Consider the following 19,264-nt stretch of genomic DNA (forward strand, 5'->3'; position numbering starts at 1 on the left):
TAGGCCACAGGTGTAAAGGTTGAGAGACCAAAGCCGAGTGGTACTAATAGCCCGAAGCTTTCCAATGCGGATAGACCTGTTGTCCTCTCTCTTTTTCTGATCTTTTCTTCCAATAACATGTCAATGTGCTGTTGAGCAGTTAGTATTTAGTATCGAGTATCGAGACTTTATGCATCTGCCGATGGTCACAAAAAGGTATTCAGGTGCCTATATCGGCGGTGTCCACCTCTTCCCATTCCGAACAGAGAAGTTAAGCCCGCCAGAGCCGATGGTATTGCCGTAACAGGTGGGAGAGTAGGTCGGTGCCTAATTTTATACGGGAGCCCGCTGTCAACAGACAGCGGGCTTTCTGTTTTTACGGGGCAATCTATATTTATATATCCGTGCAGCAGGGAAGGACATGCCGGCGGGTATGCCATACGCCAATACGGTACCGGGGCCGTTCGGGAGCCATATTGTCCATCACGATCCTGGAATATCCTCCCATCCCATTAATCCTGGTTCTTTCCGATGATCTTGGTTCATCCTCTCATCCATTTAATCCTGGTTCAAACCCATCCTTTCCATCCTGGTTCAAACCCAATTTCCCACAACTCCCTTAAACTCAAATCATTTATTTCTTTCAAAATTCCTTATCTTTGCATTTCAATGGGTACACAATTAGATAATGGTATTAAGCCTTATAACCACTATGGGGCTTATCTGAAAGAAAAATACGACGGACAACGGGTGTTTAAGGTTATCGTAGATGGTAATTTTACCTGTCCGAACCGTGATGGTAGCAAGGGTTATGGTGGATGTACCTACTGCAATGTAGATTCTTTTACGCCTGATACGGCCCGTAAGATCCCATCGATCAGGGAGCAGGTAGAAAATGGTATCGAACGCGCGAGAAATAGCTATGGAGCTGAGAAGTTCATTATCTATTTCCAGCCAAATACCAATACCTATGCACCGACACATCTCCTAAAGATGATGTATGATGAGGCCTTGAGTATCTGTCCGGAACACACCTTAGGTCTTTCGGTCGGTACGCGTCCGGATTGTTTGGATTTTGAGAAGATAGCATTATTGGAAAGTTATACCGATCGGTATGATGTGGACCTTGAAATGGGCATGGAATCGATCTATAATGATACCTTGGAACGCATCAACAGGGGATGTTCGCACGATGAGTTTATTTCAACGATGAAGATGTTGGAAAATACCTCCTTGGAACTCTGTGTTCATACGATCTTTGGCTTTCCTTGGGAAACGGAGGAAATGATGCTGAAGTATGCCGATGAAATCAATAAGCATCCCAAGATCAAGTTTGTGAAATTGCACCACCTACATATCGTGGAGGGTTCTATCATGGGTGTAAAATATAAGCGTGAACCATTCCATTTGTTCAGCATAGAAGAGTATACCGATTTCTTGGCCAAGTTTATTCCATTATTGAGACCTGATATCATTATCCAACGGATATTTGGTATTGCAGATAAGGAATTGCTGATTGCACCTAATTGGGGATTTCCTAAATCGGGTATTCAGACCAAGATTGATAAGGGATTGGAAGAAAGAGGAGTGAAACAAGGTTCGGCCTATAGAGAAGCTGACCTGACGATATAAAGAAAAAGGATGCCAATTGGCATCCTTTTTCTTTTAAGCATATGTTTTTTATTTCTCAACGATGGTCTTTAGATCAGCTGGAGAGTAATAAATTGATTTTAAGGTCTTGTCATCGCCTTTTCTGAACACCAAGTATTTGCCATCGATTTCCTTATAATAAGATTCGACGCCTTTGGCTAGGTAATGTTCTTGGGTTTCTATGGCTTCCTGTTCCGTTTTGCAGGCTTTGCTCATGTTAGAGCGCTGAACTTCATTGAACAGGTCATTGAATTTATCCTTTAATCCAAATTCCAAGATGGCTCCAGAAAGTACATATTGAATATCACAAAGGGCATCGGCGATCTCTACTAGATCTTTGTCCTGAATAGCTTCTTCAAGTTCTTTCAATTCCTCAGCGATCAAGGATACTCTCAATTTGCAACGAGTTTCTGAAGGGATTGTAGGTTGATCTAAAATCGGGTGCTGAAATGTTTTATGGAATTCAGCCACCGACGTTAAACATTTAGGGTCTGTCATATCAAATCTAATTTTGTTAAAAATACGAAAGTGGGCTCAAATAAAAAAGGCGCAATCCAATTGCGCCTTGTATGCTATTTCATTAAATGCTTTAATTGGATGATTTCCTTCTCTTCAAGGTACCTCCAACGTCCGCGAGGAAGATCTTTTTTGGTCAGGTTTGCATAAACCACACGGTCAAGTTTTTCAACTTCGTAACCTAGGGACTCAAATATGCGTCTTACGACCCTATTTTTACCGCTGTGGATCTGAATGCCAACTTCCTTTTTTGAGCCTCCTACAACGAAGCTAAGGTCGTCTGGTTTGATAAAGCCATCCTCCAGTTCAATACCGAATTCGATCTTGTTGAAATCTCCTTGGCTAAGGCTCCTGCTCAACTCCACATTGTAGATTTTGCTGATGTTATTTCTTGGATGGGATAATTTCTCAGCTAGGTTGCCATCGTTGGTCAACAGAAGAAGACCGGTGGTGTTTCTGTCCAAACGTCCTACTGGATAGATACGCTCTTTAGTCGCTTTAGAAACCAGTTGCATAACGGTTTTGCGCTCTTGAGGATCATCCGTGGTGGTGATATAATCTTTTGGTTTGTTCAAAAGGACATACACCATTTTCTCACGTTTCAGACGTTCGTCGTTATATCTGATTTCATCTTTGGCAGGATCAACCTTGGTTCCTAATTCAGTAACCACAACACCGTTTACTGAAATAACTCCAGCTTCGATCAGCTCATCAGCCTTTCTACGTGAACAGATACCTGAGTTAGAGATGTAACGGTTCAAACGGATCAAACCATCATCCTCAGCGTTGAAGTTTTTCTCTTGCTTAGGTTTTCTGAAGTTGTCTTTGCGGAAGTCGCGATCTGATCTTTCATCATTGTCACGGGAAAAACGTTTGTTTCCAAAGTCCTTTCCTTTTCCATCAAACTTTTTATATGGACGGTCTGAGTTGAAAGGTTTTTCAAACTTACCATCTCTATTGAATTTTGAGTCCTTTCCGAATTTAGAACCTCTTTTAGGTGTAGCTTCATCGCCGTACCTTGATTTTCTTTCCGGTCTTTCCTCTCTATTGAATTTTGAATCTCTATCTGGTCTAGCATCTCTGTCAGGTCTAGCATCAGCTCCGAATTTGGAGCTTCTGTCAAATTTGGCGTCTCTTCCGAATTTGGAATCTCTGTCAGGTCTAGAATCTTTGTTGAATTTATTGTCTCTTCCGAACTTGGAGTCTCTGTCAGGTCTTCCGTCTTTATTGAATTTGGAGTCTCTGGCAAATTTAGAATCCTTGTTGAATTTGGAATCTCTTCCAAACTTGGAGTCTTTGTCAAATCTGCTTTTGTCAGAATTTGAGTCACGATTAAATTTGTCGGATTTGTAACTTCTCGATGAATCGAAGGATGATTTATCGTCCTTTTTGTTGTTTCTGAAGCCGTCTGAACTGCTTCTTGATTTTCTGGAGTTGTCGTCTCGACTGTTCCTTTTGCTATTGAATGGCATAATTCGAAAAAATGAGCCACAAAGATAGGCAATTTTTTCACTCATTCAGCATTTAAACACAATACTTTGTTAAATATTAGATTCCTTATACAATAACATTGTTTAAAACTCGCTTTAAGCTCCATGGAGGCCTAATAATCTAATTTATAGCGATTTAGGGATTGTAAGGAAAAACCTAGGGAAAGTGCAGCTTCTTAGTTGCTAGGATTGTTTGTTTCTTCGTTTTAAAACCTCAATGTAGGTCAATATATGTTTATATGAGCTTTTGAAGAATAAAAAATAGCCCAAAAATGTTACAATTTGAGGATTTCTTGAAAAAGTAGTTTAAAGTGGTTTTAACGTAGGTTTTACTTGGTTTTAACTTTAATTAACTTTCTTTATTAATACTATTGTTTGTGCGTTAAAGTAATAAGCTGTACTTTTGGAGCTTGATTTTTCACCAAGCTACTTTTTGATCGGTTTAAACAAGTTCCGTGAATAGGGTAGCAGTAAGGGAATGAATGGTTAAAAAAAGAGTATTATGTAGTAGTGCGCTTTTGATGTTAATGTTAATGTCAAACTTGTACTCCAAACCCCAACCAGAGATGGCCGATCCTTTTAGAAAGGCATTGGACCACTCGATGAAAGCCAATATTTCGGAAACATTGGCTAAAAAAGAGGCAGAAAACGACCCCTATAGTCAGCTCTCTTTTGCAGAAACTGATATTCCATTGGAAGAAGTTACTGTACAGAAAAAACTAGACAAGTACCTGAGTAGGTTTGCTTATCTAAAAAAGCCCTCACATCACATTCACAAAAAAGCGGATCAATTACTTCCCCGCATTGCAAAAATCCTGAAAAGTTATGGTGTTCCTGAAGACTTCAAGTACATTGCTGTGGTTGAAAGTAGCTTGAACCCGAAAACAACTTCTCATAAAGGAGCTGGTGGCTATTGGCAATTTATGCCGGCAACTGCCCGTTTATATGGATTGAAAGTGAATGGTAGTGTGGATGAGCGCTTAGACTTGATTAAGTCTACACATGCGGCAGCAAAATATCTGAAATCATTGCACAAAGAGTTCGGTGATTGGACATTAGCGGCAGCAGCTTATAACGTTGGTGGCGGAAGTTTGAGAGCTTCCCTAAGAAGACAAAAGAAAGACAATTATTATGACTTGAAATTGAATTCGGAAACTGCAGCCTACGTCTATAAGATCATTTCCATGAAAGCAATCTTGGAAACGACATAAAGCGCGAAAGCCTAATTTTATGAACAATACCAAATCAGGAAACCCAGAGGTTTCCTTTTTTTGTGCCTTATTTAATAGGTATATTATCACTAAACAAATACTTGAAAATTAATATGCCTAATCATCCTATGTTTAGTAGAATTTACCTAAATTTAAAATAATGAAATCCCTTTCGGGGATTTTTTGTTGACCTAATGAAAAGCGTATTGAGTGGATTGGAGGAAAACTAAAGAGAAGCTATTTGCCGTATCCCAATTTTTCGAAAAGATCAGGAATTGAACCTGGTCCTCAATAAGATTATGAAGACCTAAATTACCTATTACACCTTCTTTTTGGTTATCCGTTTTTGCGATTGCCACTTTCCTAAATAAAAAAGTGATTGAAATCACATTTTCTTGCTTCTCATTATCATTAGAATGTCATGGGCAGACTGGTAATTTTGAATCGTTAACTTAATATATAAGAATAATGCAGGTAGAGCAATTTAATTATGACAACAAGATTGTCAGAGATTTTGGAATCGCAACTGTAATCTGGGGGATCGTCGGGATGACTGTCGGGCTAATCGCAGCCTTGCAGTTGGTATGGCCAGAGGTAAACTTTGGACTCCAATATTCCACATTCGGGCGTATTCGACCTTTACACACCAACGCAGTAATCTTTGCCTTTGTAGGAAACGCCATTTTTATGGGGGCTTATTATTCCATGCAGCGGGTTTTAAAGGCCAGGATGTTTAGCGATTTACTTAGTAAGATCCACTTTTGGGGTTGGCAATTGATCATTGTAGCCTCAGCAATTACCCTTCCGTTAGGCTTGACCAGTTCGCATGAATATGCAGAAATGGAATGGCCAATTGACCTTGCCATTACCATTATCTGGGTAGTGTTTGGTATCAACATGTTCGGAACGATCATCAGACGTAGAGAAAGACATATGTATGTGGCCGTTTGGTTCTACATTGCGACCTTCGTTACGGTTGCCGTTCTTCACATCGTGAACTCCATTCAGATGCCAGTGGGTATGTGGAAAAGTTATTACGTTTATTCAGGTGTTCAAGATGCATTGGTACAATGGTGGTACGGGCATAATGCGGTTGCATTCTTCCTTACGACTCCGTTCTTAGGACTGATGTACTACTTCTTGCCTAAGATGGCTAACCGCCCTGTATATTCCTATAAATTAAGTATTCTACACTTCTGGTCCTTGATCTTTATCTATATCTGGGCCGGACCGCACCACTTATTGTATACCTCTTTACCAAGCTGGGTACAGTCTTTAGGTGTTGTATTCTCCATTATGTTGATCGCTCCAAGTTGGGGTGGTATGATCAACGGTCTATTGACCTTACGTGGTGCATGGGATAAAGTTAGGACTGAGCCTATCTTGAAATTCATGGTTGTAGCACTGACCTGTTATGGTATGGCAACCTTTGAAGGACCTATGTTATCCTTGAAACAAGTTAACGCTATTGCCCACTTTACGGACTGGATCGTTGCACACGTGCATATCGGTGCCCTAGGATGGAACGGTTTCATGACCTTCGCTATCCTATATTGGTTGATCCCTAGGATCTATAAAACGCAACTGTACTCTAAGAAATTGGCGAATGCCCACTTCTGGATCGGTACATTAGGTATTTTGTTCTATGCTATTCCTTTATATTGGGCAGCAGTAGTACAAGGTTTGATGTGGAAAGACTTTACGCCAGAAGGTGTATTGAAATACCCTAACTTCTTGGCTACTACCTTGGAGATCCTTCCAATGCACATGATGCGTGCTGTAGGTGGTATCCTTTACCTTACAGGGGTAATCATGATGACCTATAACTTGGTTAAGACCATCAAAACAGGTTCTTTGGTTGCCAATGAGCCAGCAGAAGCACCGGCATTAGAGCCAATCCAAAAAACAGAAAAATCTGCTCACCGTCGTTTAGAACGTAAGCCTATCCTGTTTATGGTGTTGTCATTGATCGCTATCCTTATCGGGGGTATCGTGGAGATGATCCCAACCTTTACAGTGGCCAACAACGTTCCTAAAATTGCTTCGGTGAAACCGTATACCGCTTTGGAATTGACCGGACGTGACCTCTATATCCGTGAGGGATGTGTGAACTGTCACTCGCAGACCATTCGTCCATTCCGTTCGGAAACTGCACGTTATGGTGAGTACAGTAAGGCTGGAGAGTTCGTTTATGACCATCCATTCCTATGGGGTTCGAAACGTACCGGACCAGATCTTCACCGTATCGGTGGTAAATATCCGCACAAATGGCACTATGACCATATGTTGGATCCAACCATCACCTCACCAGGAAGTATCATGCCTCCATATCCATGGTTGATCGAACAAGATATCAACTACAAATACCTAACCGGTAAGATGAAGGTGATGAAGAAACTAGGGGTGCCTTATTCGGATGATGAAATCAACAATGCTGTTGAACACGCAGAAAAGCAAGCACAAGCCATCGTGAAAGATTTAGCTGCAAACGATGTTCAGGTTGAACCAAATAAAGAGATCGTTGCGATGATCGCCTATCTACAACGCTTGGGTACAGACATCAAGGCTGAGCCTAAGAAAGCAGATGACGCGAATAAAGTAGCAGAAAACAATTAATGTAACACAAAAAAAGAAAGAGCTATGTGGAGTCAAATCACAAACTTACATGGAGATGAGATTTACTTGATCATCTCGCTGTTAATCTTCTTGACTTTTTTTATCCTGGTAGCCATTATGCTGTTTACCATGAAGAAAAGCTTTGTGGATTACATGAAAGGATTACCATTTGATGAATCCGATAAACAGAATGATAACTTACCTGAATCTGAACGTATATGAATCTAATATTAATACTGAGCAGTGTATCAGGAACGCTGATTGCGATTGGTACAGGCAACTTATATAACGATATTTTCTATCTAGCCGTATTCTTCGTATTGATCGCTGTATTGGCTGCTGCCATCACCATCAACAAGGCCTTGAGGTCTATGTTGAAGGTGACCATGCCAGAGGTTGTCAAAGAAGAAGAACGCCAAAAAGCGGAAAGGAAACTGTCCAGAAAGAATTACTGGAAGAGCACATGGAACTATATCATGGGCTTGAAACCTCTGGAGGAAGAAAAAGACATGGTGATCAAAAACCATGAATACGATGGAATTGAGGAATTGAACAATCCTATTCCGGTATGGTTCAACGCCTTGTTCTATTCTTCTGTAGTCTTTGCGGTGGTATACCTATTGATTTACCAGGTATTCGGTTGGGGATTGAACCAAGACCAAGAATACGAGCGCGAGATGGCAAAAGCAGAGATTGAAAAACAAGAGTTCTTGGCACAGTCTGCCAACTCCTTTGATGAAAACACCATCGAGGTGGATGAAACTGGAACGCTGGCAGCAAATGGTAAGGCATTGTTCACAACGAACTGTGCTGCCTGTCACGGTGCAAATGGGGAAGGTACCATTGGTCCTAACTTGACCGATAGGTTCTGGTTGCACGGTGGCGAGATCAAGGACATCTTTAAAACCGTAAAATATGGTGTTCCGGAAAAAGGAATGGTGCCTTGGGAACAAACCTTGACACCAGCGCAAATTGCAGAGGTAAGTAATTTTATCCTCACTTTGAGAGATACCAAACCTGCAAATCCAAAAGGTGCAGAAGGCGTTGAAGTCACTGCATACGAAAGTGAAGGAGGTGCTGCTCCAGCTGCTGAAGGCGAAGCTCTAGCAGATAGTACAGCAACAAAATAATAAATATTAAAAAATCATGGGAACAGTAGTAAATGAATCCAATCAACAAAACCAAATAGATAAATCGAAAAGAAAATGGATATACGCTAAGAAACCTAGCGGGCAATTCTTTAACTATCGACAGGTTGTTGGCTACGGATTACTACTGTTCTTCTTTTTAGGTCCCATCCTAAAAATAAACGGAAACCCTTTCTTGATGTTCAACATCATTGAAAGGAAGTTCTCCATCTTTGGTAACATCTTTTACCCACAAGACTTTCATATCTTCCTGTTTGGGATGCTGATCGTATTGGTCTGTATCGTCCTGTTTACTGCTGTCTATGGCCGTGTATGGTGTGGTTGGACTTGTCCGCAGACCATATTTATGGAGCTCATATTCCGAAGGATCGAATACCTGATCGAAGGGGACTGGACCCAACAGAAAAAATTGAATGAAGGTCCTGATACCGATGTCAAGGCTTGGAAGAAGTTTCTGAAGCACACTGTTTTTCTGCTGATATCCTTTATCATTTCCAATCTGTTCCTTTCCTATATTATTGGGGTGGATGCACTTTACAAGATCGTCACAGATCCTGTTGAAAACCATATTGTAGGTTTCCTATCTATTATTGTTTTCACCTTGGTGTTCTATTTCGTGTTCGCATTTGTCAGAGAGATCGTTTGTACACGTATCTGTCCATATGGTAGATTGCAAGGGGTGCTTTTGGATGACAACTCTGTTACAGTTGCCTATAATGTGAAAAGGGGAGAGCCAAGAGGAAAAATCAGAAAAGATTCTTCTGAAGAGAAAGGCGATTGTATCGACTGTAACCTCTGTGTGAATGTATGTCCTACTGGGATTGATATCCGTAAGGGGCCTCAATTGGAATGTGTTTCCTGTACAGCCTGTATCGATGCTTGTGATGCCGTTATGGATAAGATTGACAAGCCAAGACGTCTGATCGGATTCTATACTTTGGCAGAAGCAGAAGGCACGGAAACGGAGGATGCAGGTAAGAGGAAGAATACCAGAGCAGTCATATATACCGGAATTCTGGTGGTATTGATGGGGATCTTTGGTTTTATGATCTTCAGCCGTTCTGATGTGGATGGTCGTCTATTGCGTGCAAAAGGGAGTACCTACCAAAAACGTGACGATGGAACGGTGACCAATTTGTACACCTTGGAAGTGATCAATAAAACGAGTAAGGACCTAGACTTCGACTTGGTTAGTGCCACGGAAGGGGTCAAAATTCAGGTGGTGAATCCTATTTCCCATTTGAACCGTGAAGGAAGTGCGAAATTAAGCTTATTTTTGATAGCAGACCAGCAATCCATCAAACAATATAAAACTGACGTGAAGGTGGATATCATGGTTGGCGATAAAGTTTTAGAAACCATGGAGACGACATTTATTGCGCCTCCAGCAAAAAAATAAAATGAACTGGGGATATAAGATAGTATTTGGTTTAGGGGCATTTATGCTATTTATTGTTGGTGCAGGGATCTATATGGTCAGTCATGATTCAGATACCTTGGTCGAGTCAGACTACTACGAAAAAGGGCTGAACTATGATGAAACTTTCCATAAAAAAGAAAACCTGCTCGCAGATCATGCTAAACCAAGACTTCAATTGCTCAAAGACAGCTTACTGATTGAGTTTTCATCTGCTGGAAATAAAGGAACCCTGAGGTTTACCCGCTTGGATGACAAAAACCTCGATCAAGTATTACCTTTCAATACAGCAAACAATCAGTTTAAACTGCCTGTAGGTAGTTTCAAGAAAGGGAATTGGAAATTAGAAATTGACTGGGTGCATTCGGATAAATCTTACATTTCCGATCACGCCGTGTTTATTCAATAAAATGACTTATCATTATCTGGCGTTTTTTATGGGCCTTTTGGGCAGTATCCACTGTGCGGTCATGTGCGGTCCGCTGCTGCTTGCCGTTCAGGCAGGGCAGAAGATCTCCTGGAAAACGACTTTTAATAAATTACTCTATCAATCTGGCCGCATCCTGACCTATGGATTATTAGGCCTGCTGTTAGGTGTACTTGGAAATGCAGCCACTATCCAAGGTTGGCAGCAGGGTTTTAGCCTGGTTACCGGTATTATCCTTTTTGCCATTGGTCTTTTCTATATGTTTGGCAAGAGTTCATCGAAACTCGCATCCATTCAGACCAAAGCCATCCAACCCTTTGCAAAGTTTATGAGCAAATGGCTGTATAGGCCTGGAGGAAGTTTTATAGCCGGTATACTGAATGGTATCCTGCCTTGTGGAATGGTCTATATGGCCTTGGCATCTGCCGTAAATGCAGACTCCTTGACCAATAGCTTTCTTTTTATGTTACTGTTCGGCCTAGGTACCCTACCTTTATTGCTGGTGTTTTCTTTTGCCGGCAACTTCCCGAAACGTATCTTCAAGACCAGTTTTTCTACGGTATTGCCTATTTTGTTCCTGATTATGGGTGCTTGGTTCATCTTGAGGGGAGCTAACCTAGATATCCCATATTTGAGCCCCTTATTGCACATAGATGGTGCAATGAATTGTGCATAATTGATTTTCTTTCCTATCTTGTATGGAAGCCTTGTTTTTTGTCTCAAAACAAATACAGGCTAAGTTGGTTATTAGAGATAATTTCTATCTATGCAGGAGCACTTAAAGACCGTTTTACATTTTCTGGAAATATGGGGCTGGATCCCATTAACGATAATGTATGTTGGAGTAATCATAACCATCTTAATTGAAAACCGAAATCCTACCAAAACCATTTCTTGGGTACTGGTCATCGTTTTTATCCCTTTTGTGGGGCTAATCCTTTATTATCTTTTTGGACAGAAGTTTTCAAAGGTCAAGAAAATGAAACGGATCAACCAGGAACAGACCCTGCGGTTGAAAAAGGAATTCCAGCGGTTGGAGCCATTGATACAATGGTCCATTCGGAATATACAGAGCAAGATCGGCGATCTATCCCGAGTGTATTCTTATCTCAAGAATGAAAAACTCTCCACACCGACCTTAAATAATGAAGTAACGCTCCTGGTCAATGGTGAACAGATGTTTCCTGCACTTTTGGAATCCCTGGCAGCAGCCAAGCATTCCATCCATATGGAGTTCTATATCTTTGATTTGGACAATATTGGTACCCAAGTCCTGGACTTACTGGAAAAGAAAGCCAATGAAGGGATAATTGTCCGGCTGATCGTGGACAGCTTCGGCTCGCCAAAGGTCGTTCGATACATGCGGAAAAAGAAAGATAGCAAAATAGAATTCCAGGCTTTCTTACCTGTGACCTTTACTTCGTTGGCAAACTCCAACTTCCGTAATCACCGGAAAATTGCGGTGATCGATGGCTTTGTATGCTATACTGGAGGTATCAATATTTCAGATCGCTATGCCAACCCGAATGAATTTGGTCTGTATTGGCGAGATACCTCGGTGAAGATCGTTGGGAATGTGGGGGCTATGTTCCAGATCAGCTTCTGGAACCAATGGAACCAGACCGACGGCAAACCCTTTAAGTTGGATGATGGATATCTTCGTGAAACTCCTGTAGTAACCGATCAGTTGAGTGCAGTGGCATTGTCTTCCAGTGACCCTGGTTCTATCGGTCCATTTAATATGGAAGCATTGCTCATCAGTATAGGAGAGGCAAGTGAAAGCATAAAATTATGTACCCCATACTTTATTCCTTCAGAAGAATTATCTACCGCACTTAAAACGGCAGCAGCAGCCGGCGTAGATGTCGAATTGATGATCCCTGCTGAAGGTGATTCCTGGTTTGTTCAACATGCAACCTTTTCCTACCTCAAACCACTTCTGGAAAGAGGAGTAAAGGTCTACCAATATGAAAAAGGTTTCTTACATGCGAAAACCTCGATTATTGATGGCAAAATTGCCTATGTAGGAACTGTCAACCTTGATTTCCGAAGTTTTTATATCAATTATGAAGTTGCTGCTGTTATCTCCAATCGAGATTTCTGTAGAGAAATGGAAAAGCAGTATGATATTGACCGTGAAAATTGTGTGCTGATTACCATTAAGGATTGGAAAAAAAGAAAAGCTTGGAAGAGAGGAGTGGATTCCCTTTGCCGATTGCTTGCGCCATTGCTGTAGGTATCTGTTAAATTTCCTTAAGGCTTCCCTCGTTCCCTAAAAATTCAATATATTTAGCTTTTTCAAAATTAAATATTGATGAAGTTAACTAATCGTTTACTTTTAGCAGTCGTAATTTTTACCTCATTATTTACCACAGCTAAGGGCCAAGAAAAACCTGCAATTCCAATCAATACTGCAGTAGAAAATGTTCAAAAATATTTCTCGGTTTACCCAGTAGAAAAAGTGCATTTACACTTTGATAAGCCATATTATGCCGTGGGAGATACATTGTGGTTCAAAACCTATCTAAATACCAATCTATTTAATTACGACCCGAGCAAGATCGTTTATGTCGATGTCATCAACAGCAGGGACTCTCTGATGCAGACCCTAAGGATCCCCATGCAGGAAGGTGCGGGAAAGGGACATTTGGTCCTTGATCCTCAGTTTTGGTCTCAGGACAACTATAGGTTCAGGGCATATAGCAAGTGGATGATGAACTTTGATATGGGCTACTTTTTCAATAAGGTAGTTCCAATTGGTGATGCAATCAACAAAAAGATGGGTGCCAATATCACCTATCAACAGGAAGGAAACCGAACCAAAGCTACCATTCAATTCAGAGGTCCAGATGGACAGGCCCTAGGTCGTAAAAAATTGAATTGGGAAGCCAATGATGGTTGGGATGCCTTTGATAAAGGAAAGGCTGAAACGGATGACCTTGGTCGGATCACGATCAACCTATCCCATAAGGAAAAAGACAAATTCAAGACTGGCCGATTGGTTGTTCAATTGGATGAAGGACAAACAGGTCAATATTCTTTGGCGAATGCCTATCAAGATGTAGATATTCAGTTTTTCCCAGAAGGTGGGGACCTTATCTCTGGAGTTTCCAAAAAGGTTGCCTTTAAGGCCATGGAATCGGGTGGCTCATCCGTTCCGGTTAAAGGGAAAATAATCGATAGCAAAAAGAAAGAGATTGCCAGCTTTGAAGATCTAGGCATGGGTATGGGGTCATTTACAATGATTCCTGTTTCCGGAGAAACCTACAAAGCTGTCGTGACCTTAGGTAATGGAATCGAGAAAACTGTGGACCTTCCGGCCGTTGTAGACGATAAGATCAACGTCGTGGCTGTTTCTCAGGATAATGAATTTATCAACCTAGGACTAGTTACCAATGATCAATATTTCAGCTCCATCCAAAACAAACCTTACTATGTTTTTGGTCAACTGAATGGACATTTGATCTATGCTGCCCAAGCTTCCATTAAAAGTCCGGCAGTATCGGTTAGAATTCCTTTAAAGGAATTACCGAACGGTGTCGTACAGATTACATTGATGACCCCTGATGGACAACCTGTATCCGAGCGTTTGGTGTTTATCCAACCGCAGGAACTGATCGGAATCCAAGTGTCTACTGATAAAACGGACTATGCAAGAAAGGATCTGGTGAAAATGAAACTGAACCTGGATACCAAAGTGGATAGCCTGCCTGGGAACTTCTCTGTTTCTGTCATCGATGAAAGCAAGGTACCTTACAATGATGATAATGATAAAGGTATTGTCAGCAATATGTTGGTTGCCTCGGATTTAAAGGGTTATATCGAAAAGCCAAACTATTACTTCAATCCTAAAAACGAAAACAGATTGGAAGCCTTGGATGCCTTAATGTTGACCCAAGGATTTAGAAGGTTTGAATATAAGGATCTGGTGAGTGGAAGACTACCGCAAGTGAAGTTCATGCCTGAACAAGGAATTACGATCACTGGGGTCCTTCGCCAAAATACCGGACGTGTCCAGCCTAATGGTGGTTTATTGTTGAATATCCCAGGAGCTGCAATTAAAAAAGATGCTTATACTGATAATTCAGGTAGATATACATTCGAAAACCTAGTCTTTTCGGATTCCCTGAAAGCTACCTTGAATGCTCGAGGTAATGACAACTTCAGAAGTCTGGTAATCACCTTGGATCCAACGCTATTCCCAGAGATTGATCAAGCTAATCCTAATAAGGCTGCAAACATCCAGAATATCGATGAGAACCTAAAAGCATACCTTGACAATAGCAAAAAGGAATTCAGGACGCATAACCTGATCGAGGAAGTCGTGGTAACAGCAACCCAAGAGAAAAAGCAGACCAGTAAGGACTTCTCGGCATTGACGGGGCTTTCCATGCCTGAACACCGTATCGAAGGAAGCCGTTTCAATGGCTGTAATGTCTTGAGCATGTGTTTAAATACGATGTTGACAGGGATTACCTATGATGTCAATACCCAGAAATATTATATCACCAGAAATTTCAACCAAGGCAGCCGTGTACCCGTACAGTTCTTCCTGAATGGTATGCCAATAGACGAGCCTTCCATCAACTCGATTCAGGTAGCTGATATCGAGGCTATCGAGATCTTTATGCGTGATGACCTGGGTACCGTAAGAAACCTGTACAACAATGATGGTGTAGTTTCGATCATCACCAAGAAAGAGAAAAAACAACCGCGTATGACCATGGCGCAGATTGAAGCCATGTTGCCTAAATCAAACGTAATCGACTTCTATCCGCTAGGATATGTGAAGGAACGTAAATTCTACGAGCCGAAGTATACAACAGCAGAGTCTAAAAATACCAATGACTACAGAACAACAGTTTATTGGAACCCAGATGTACGCGTAGATTCGAAAGGTGAAGTTAACCTGGAATTCTTCAATGCTGATGGAACCGGTAAATACAAGGTAGTCGTGGAAGGTAATGACCTTCAGGGAAATGTCGGTAGACAGATTTACTATTACAATGTGAAATAAATAAAATTCTTATAAACAGCAAGGGCAGCAATCTTAATTGCTGCCCTTGTTGTTGTTATACAAAAGTTATTTGCTAGTCTTTACCCGCATGTTGAATAGAATGGCCAGGATAATCAATCCAATTCCCAATAGGGAATATAAACTGTATGTTTCTTCGAAAAAGAAGAATCCAATGCCCAGTGCGTAAACCACACCTAGGTAAGTTAAACTCGATACCTTTGAAAGATTAGCGGTCTGATACGAAAGCGTCATGTAATATTGGGCCAGTTGGGTTAAGATACCCACTAATAACAGATAAAACCAATCAATGCCCTGTGGTGTTTTCCAATCGAAAATACTATAGATTCCGACAAATGGAATCGTGATCAATGGAAAGTAAAAAATGATAACCAAGGGATGCTCACTGGTTTTGATCTTCGCAATGATATTATAGGCAATGGCTGCAAACAGTGCAGACATCAAGCCCACCGCTAAATCAAAATTGGATATCCTGGAGTCAAAACCTTTCATCATCAAAACACCTGCGATCGCCATTCCAAAGAACAGAAACTGAATAGGCTTCACATACTGTTTGACCATGAAGATCCCTAGAATGGTCGTAAATAGGGGAGCTGTATAATTGATGGTCACTGCAGAGGCCAATGGAATATTCTGCAAGGTGTAAAAAGAACCTACCAGCCCTAAACAGCCAGCAATTCCTCTTGCAATCAGCAATTTCTTGTTATTTCCAAATACAGGGATGTTTTGTTTTCTCAGGATGGCATAGGAGGCCAGCAAACTGATGACCGAACGGAAAAGTACCACTTCCATGGTTGGAAGATGCGAAACCAACTTGACACTAATATTCATCAGGGCGAAGAAAAAGCCCGCCAATAACATGTATTGGATGCTTTTTTGATCTTCCACTACTGAACTGGGTCGCTATGTTTTTTTACTACTTCCCTAATTCCAGTTTCAGGGTCAATTTCCAATTCCGTCTGTTTTACCAACACAGCAAATGAAGCTGGTTGAATTCCTTTGCCATATTTGATGGCGTATTCTTTCGTAAACTCGGCTCCAAAGTACAGAATGGCAGCAGAGTAATAAACCCAGGCCAATAAGATAATAATGGATCCTGCGGCTCCATACGAGCTGGCAGTGATGTTCTGTGAAAGGTATAAGGAGATCAGGAACTTACCGAACATAAATAACAATGCGGTAAAAAGGGCTCCGCCCAATATATCCTTAAATCGAACCTTCGCATCTGGAAGGAAGGCGTAGATAATTCCAAATAAAGACGAGATCACCAAAAAGGTAATGGCCGTATTCACCCAATCGATCAAACTGATATCCCAATTCTCCATAAACTGATTGAAATAGCTCGTCATCACGCCAATCAAACTGGAGATAATCAACGATGCCAATAGAAGGAAAACCAGACCTAGGATCATGGAGAATGAAATCAACCTGTTGATGATCAATTTCAACCAACCTTTCTTGGGTTTAGGCTTTACTTTCCAGATGGAATTGATTGAATTTTGGATATCCACAAAAATAGTGGTCGAAGTGAACATCAAGGTGCCTGCACCGACGATGATTCCAATATTGGAGCGGCTAGAAAGGGATAGATTATGTACGGTAGATTCCAGCAAGGTGGCTATTTCTTTTCCAAACAATTGATTCAGCTCATCAATGACCTGCTCACGCGCACCCTCGCTACCATCTAGGGCACTGCCATAGAAAAATCCCAGTGTCCATGTTAAAATCAACAGAAGTGGACCAATAGAGAATACGGTGTAATAGGCAAGTGAAGCGGCTAGCTTCATGCAGTTGTCATCAGCAAATGCATTACCTGCATTCAATAGTAGTTGCCAGAATTCCTTTATCTTGGTCCAAATTGTTTTTAGCATAGATTATCCCTGTTCAGAATAGATTGATTTTATTACCTCTTCATTCTTTTGCAGGATAACTTTTCGTTTAAGGCTTAACTTCGGAGTCAACTCACCAGCGTCGATGGTCCACTCTTTCGGCAACAACTTAAACTTCTTCACCTGCTCCCAATGCCCAAAGTTAGCCATTGCCTGTGATATAACCTGTTCGTATTTAGATAAAATGTCGGTATTCTTGATCAAGTCCTCTTTTGAACTGAAGCTGATCCCTTTGTGATTGGCATATTTTTCAAGCTCTTCATATGCCGGAACGATCAATGCCGCTGGGAAACGTTGGTTCTCACCAATGACCATCACCTGGGCAATCAGGGTAGATTCCATCAATTTGTTTTCTAAAACTTGAGGGGCAACATATTTACCTCCCGCGGTTTTGAACATCTCTTTTTTACGATCGGTGATTCTCAAGAAACCATCTGGAGTCAGTTCACCAATATCGCCGGTATGCAAATATCCATCTTCGGTAAAGGCTTCTTTGGTCGCCTCATCGTTATGGTAGTAGCCACTGGTCACACTTGGTCCTTTTACCAGGATCTCTCCATCCTGAGCGATCTTAACATCTAGGTTGTCCAATACGCGTCCAACTGTTCCAAACTTCACATCTTCTTCCTTCCAGGAGTTCACAGCAATTACCGGGGAAGTTTCGGTCAATCCGTAACCTTCCAAAACCTTGATACCTGCCGCCCAGAACACTCTTGCCAAACGTTCCTGCAATGCTGCACCACCAGAAATAATCAATTTGATGTTTCCACCTAATGCATCCTTCCATTTTGAAAAGATCAATTTTCTGGCAATGCCCAATTGGAAGTTGTAGAATCCGGAGTTCTTTTTAGGTTCTTGATAACGTAAGCCCAAGTTCAATGCCCAGAAGAACAATGATTTCTTGATGCCGGTAAGGTTCTTGCCTTTCTCAACGACCTTATCATATACTTTTTCCAATACACGTGGGACCGTCGTAAATAGATCTGGTTTTACATCATTGATGTCGACCACGATATTATCTAGGTTTTCCGCATAATAGATCTGTACCCCTTTGGAAAGGTACAGGTACACTACCATTCGCTCAAAGATGTGGCATAAAGGCAAGAAGCTCAATGCTTTCTTGTATTCATCGGTCACCAAATGGTTACATGCCTCCACATTGGAAATGATATTGTTATGGGATAGGAAAACGCCTTTGGGTTTACCCGTTGTGCCTGAAGTATAGATCAAGGTCAATAGATCCTCAGGTTGAACTGCATCTCTATGGGCTTGCAGGTCCTGGTCGTTTTGTTTACCAAGTCCCAGAACCTCAAGATAGTTCTTGCGGTCTTGGATATCATCAAACGTAAAAACCTCTAACTCTTGGTTGTTTTCCTTTAATGCTAGGTCAGCTTTCTTCGCAAGCTCTTCATTGCTTACAAACAAAAGCTTTGCGCCAGCATCATTCAGGATATAGATGAGGTCCTGATTGGAAAGGGTAGGGTATAAGGGCACTGTCGCCACACCCAATTGGTTACAGGCAAAGTCAATGAAATTCCATTCCGGTCTATTACCGGACATCAAGGCAATACGATCGCCTTTCTGAATCCCTTTTGCCAATAATCCCTTACTAATATTATCGATGATTTCTACAAACTCTTGGGTGGAATAGGTCTTCCAACCATTCTTTGAGCGGCCAGCAACCATGATCTCTTTGGAAAATTCCTTCTGATAGTTACTGATTAAATCAAATAATCTTTTATTATTGCTCATAATGTTTATCTCCCCTTAAAAATACAAAATTGGTTATACATATCTAGGTAATGACTAATATATAATTTTTTAAAGAAAAACTATGCTTGCAGAATAATTTTTGACTTTACTTATACCGAAAATCGGTTTTAAGC

At 41.1% G+C, this 19,264-nt stretch carries 15 protein-coding genes and 1 rRNA gene; 11 read left to right on the forward strand and 5 right to left on the reverse strand.

Annotated features, from left to right (window positions below):
- The first annotated feature begins 199 nt into the window (after positions 1 to 199).
- Positions 200 to 311 (forward strand): 5S ribosomal RNA (gene rrf / locus NLF99_RS10455).
- A gap of 337 nt (positions 312 to 648) precedes the next feature.
- Positions 649 to 1,611, forward strand: a complete 963-nt coding sequence (locus NLF99_RS10460; RefSeq protein ID WP_185213486.1) for a TIGR01212 family radical SAM protein — start codon at positions 649 to 651, stop codon at positions 1,609 to 1,611.
- A gap of 48 nt (positions 1,612 to 1,659) precedes the next feature.
- Here NLF99_RS10460 and NLF99_RS10465 read toward each other — a convergent pair whose 3' ends face one another.
- Both NLF99_RS10465 and NLF99_RS10470 read right to left on the reverse strand, forming a co-directional pair.
- Positions 1,660 to 2,127, reverse strand: a complete 468-nt coding sequence (locus tag NLF99_RS10465) for a nucleoside triphosphate pyrophosphohydrolase family protein (RefSeq protein ID WP_254528156.1) — start codon at positions 2,125 to 2,127, stop codon at positions 1,660 to 1,662.
- Positions 2,128 to 2,201: 74 nt separating this feature from the next.
- A complete protein-coding gene (locus tag NLF99_RS10470; RefSeq protein ID WP_254528645.1) occupies positions 2,202 to 3,617 on the reverse strand; it encodes a pseudouridine synthase in 1,416 nt (471 codons plus the stop codon).
- A gap of 551 nt (positions 3,618 to 4,168) precedes the next feature.
- Here NLF99_RS10470 and NLF99_RS10475 point away from each other — a divergent pair.
- The 9 genes from NLF99_RS10475 (at position 4,169) to NLF99_RS10515 (ending at position 15,471) form a co-directional block, all read left to right on the forward strand.
- Positions 4,169 to 4,846 (forward strand): lytic transglycosylase domain-containing protein, encoded by a 678-nt coding sequence (locus NLF99_RS10475; protein ID WP_185213488.1) that lies wholly within the window; start codon positions 4,169 to 4,171, stop codon positions 4,844 to 4,846.
- A 468-nt stretch (positions 4,847 to 5,314) separates the two neighbouring features.
- Positions 5,315 to 7,462 carry a cytochrome-c oxidase, cbb3-type subunit I gene (gene ccoN / locus NLF99_RS10480; protein ID WP_185213489.1) on the forward strand — a complete coding sequence of 716 codons (2,148 nt, stop codon included), beginning with the start codon at positions 5,315 to 5,317 and terminating at the stop codon, positions 7,460 to 7,462.
- Between the two features lie 24 nt (positions 7,463 to 7,486).
- On the forward strand, positions 7,487 to 7,684 hold the full coding sequence (locus NLF99_RS10485; RefSeq protein ID WP_254528158.1) for a hypothetical protein: 198 nt from the start codon (positions 7,487 to 7,489) through the stop codon (positions 7,682 to 7,684).
- The gene (locus NLF99_RS10490) at positions 7,681 to 8,592 is read left to right on the forward strand and encodes a cbb3-type cytochrome c oxidase N-terminal domain-containing protein (protein WP_254528160.1); all 912 of its coding nucleotides are present in this window, start codon (positions 7,681 to 7,683) and stop codon (positions 8,590 to 8,592) included. Before NLF99_RS10485 ends, NLF99_RS10490 begins: the two co-directional genes overlap by 4 nt.
- A 16-nt stretch (positions 8,593 to 8,608) precedes the next feature.
- On the forward strand, positions 8,609 to 10,009 hold the full coding sequence (ccoG, locus tag NLF99_RS10495) for a cytochrome c oxidase accessory protein CcoG (protein ID WP_254528162.1): 1,401 nt from the start codon (positions 8,609 to 8,611) through the stop codon (positions 10,007 to 10,009).
- A 1-nt stretch (position 10,010) separates the two neighbouring features.
- Positions 10,011 to 10,436: a FixH family protein gene (locus tag NLF99_RS10500; RefSeq protein ID WP_254528164.1), complete on the forward strand. Its 426-nt coding sequence runs from the start codon at positions 10,011 to 10,013 to the stop codon at positions 10,434 to 10,436.
- 1 nt (position 10,437) lies between these two features.
- On the forward strand, positions 10,438 to 11,130 hold the full coding sequence (locus NLF99_RS10505) for a sulfite exporter TauE/SafE family protein (protein WP_254528166.1): 693 nt from the start codon (positions 10,438 to 10,440) through the stop codon (positions 11,128 to 11,130).
- 90 nt (positions 11,131 to 11,220) lie between these two features.
- A complete protein-coding gene (gene cls / locus NLF99_RS10510; RefSeq protein WP_254528168.1) occupies positions 11,221 to 12,690 on the forward strand; it encodes a cardiolipin synthase in 1,470 nt (489 codons plus the stop codon).
- Between the two features lie 78 nt (positions 12,691 to 12,768).
- Positions 12,769 to 15,471 (forward strand): carboxypeptidase regulatory-like domain-containing protein, encoded by a 2,703-nt coding sequence (locus NLF99_RS10515; RefSeq protein ID WP_185218626.1) that lies wholly within the window; start codon positions 12,769 to 12,771, stop codon positions 15,469 to 15,471.
- A 66-nt stretch (positions 15,472 to 15,537) separates the two neighbouring features.
- Here the strand turns inward: NLF99_RS10515 and NLF99_RS10520 are convergent, their stop codons facing one another.
- Genes NLF99_RS10520 through NLF99_RS10530 form a run of 3 tightly spaced genes read right to left on the reverse strand, consistent with a single transcriptional unit; the run spans position 15,538 to position 19,130 of the window.
- A complete protein-coding gene (locus NLF99_RS10520) occupies positions 15,538 to 16,377 on the reverse strand; it encodes a DMT family transporter (RefSeq protein WP_214648523.1) in 840 nt (279 codons plus the stop codon).
- On the reverse strand, positions 16,377 to 17,360 hold the full coding sequence (locus NLF99_RS10525; RefSeq protein WP_093094871.1) for a YihY/virulence factor BrkB family protein: 984 nt from the start codon (positions 17,358 to 17,360) through the stop codon (positions 16,377 to 16,379). Before NLF99_RS10525 ends, NLF99_RS10520 begins: the two co-directional genes overlap by 1 nt.
- A 3-nt stretch (positions 17,361 to 17,363) precedes the next feature.
- The gene (locus NLF99_RS10530; protein ID WP_254528170.1) at positions 17,364 to 19,130 is read right to left on the reverse strand and encodes a long-chain fatty acid--CoA ligase; all 1,767 of its coding nucleotides are present in this window, start codon (positions 19,128 to 19,130) and stop codon (positions 17,364 to 17,366) included.
- Positions 19,131 to 19,264: the final 134 nt, after the last annotated feature.

Origin of the sequence: Sphingobacterium sp. LZ11T8, assembly GCF_024261425.1 — a bacterium.
GTDB lineage: Bacteria > Bacteroidota > Bacteroidia > Sphingobacteriales > Sphingobacteriaceae > Sphingobacterium.

Bases quoted from the DNA above. Each gene is read 5' to 3' on its own strand.
- NLF99_RS10460 (WP_185213486.1), top strand. From the start codon at position 649: ATGGGTACACAATTAGATAATGGTATTAAGCCTTATAACCACTATGGG.
- NLF99_RS10465 (WP_254528156.1), bottom strand. From the start codon at position 2,127: ATGACAGACCCTAAATGTTTAACGTCGGTGGCTGAATTCCATAAAACA.
- NLF99_RS10470 (WP_254528645.1), bottom strand. From the start codon at position 3,617: ATGCCATTCAATAGCAAAAGGAACAGTCGAGACGACAACTCCAGAAAA.
- NLF99_RS10475 (WP_185213488.1), top strand. From the start codon at position 4,169: ATGTCAAACTTGTACTCCAAACCCCAACCAGAGATGGCCGATCCTTTT.
- ccoN (WP_185213489.1), top strand. From the start codon at position 5,315: ATGCAGGTAGAGCAATTTAATTATGACAACAAGATTGTCAGAGATTTT.
- NLF99_RS10485 (WP_254528158.1), top strand. From the start codon at position 7,487: ATGTGGAGTCAAATCACAAACTTACATGGAGATGAGATTTACTTGATC.
- NLF99_RS10490 (WP_254528160.1), top strand. From the start codon at position 7,681: ATGAATCTAATATTAATACTGAGCAGTGTATCAGGAACGCTGATTGCG.
- ccoG (WP_254528162.1), top strand. From the start codon at position 8,609: ATGGGAACAGTAGTAAATGAATCCAATCAACAAAACCAAATAGATAAA.
- NLF99_RS10500 (WP_254528164.1), top strand. From the start codon at position 10,011: ATGAACTGGGGATATAAGATAGTATTTGGTTTAGGGGCATTTATGCTA.
- NLF99_RS10505 (WP_254528166.1), top strand. From the start codon at position 10,438: ATGACTTATCATTATCTGGCGTTTTTTATGGGCCTTTTGGGCAGTATC.
- cls (WP_254528168.1), top strand. From the start codon at position 11,221: ATGCAGGAGCACTTAAAGACCGTTTTACATTTTCTGGAAATATGGGGC.
- NLF99_RS10515 (WP_185218626.1), top strand. From the start codon at position 12,769: ATGAAGTTAACTAATCGTTTACTTTTAGCAGTCGTAATTTTTACCTCA.
- NLF99_RS10525 (WP_093094871.1), bottom strand. From the start codon at position 17,360: ATGCTAAAAACAATTTGGACCAAGATAAAGGAATTCTGGCAACTACTA.
- NLF99_RS10530 (WP_254528170.1), bottom strand. From the start codon at position 19,130: ATGAGCAATAATAAAAGATTATTTGATTTAATCAGTAACTATCAGAAG.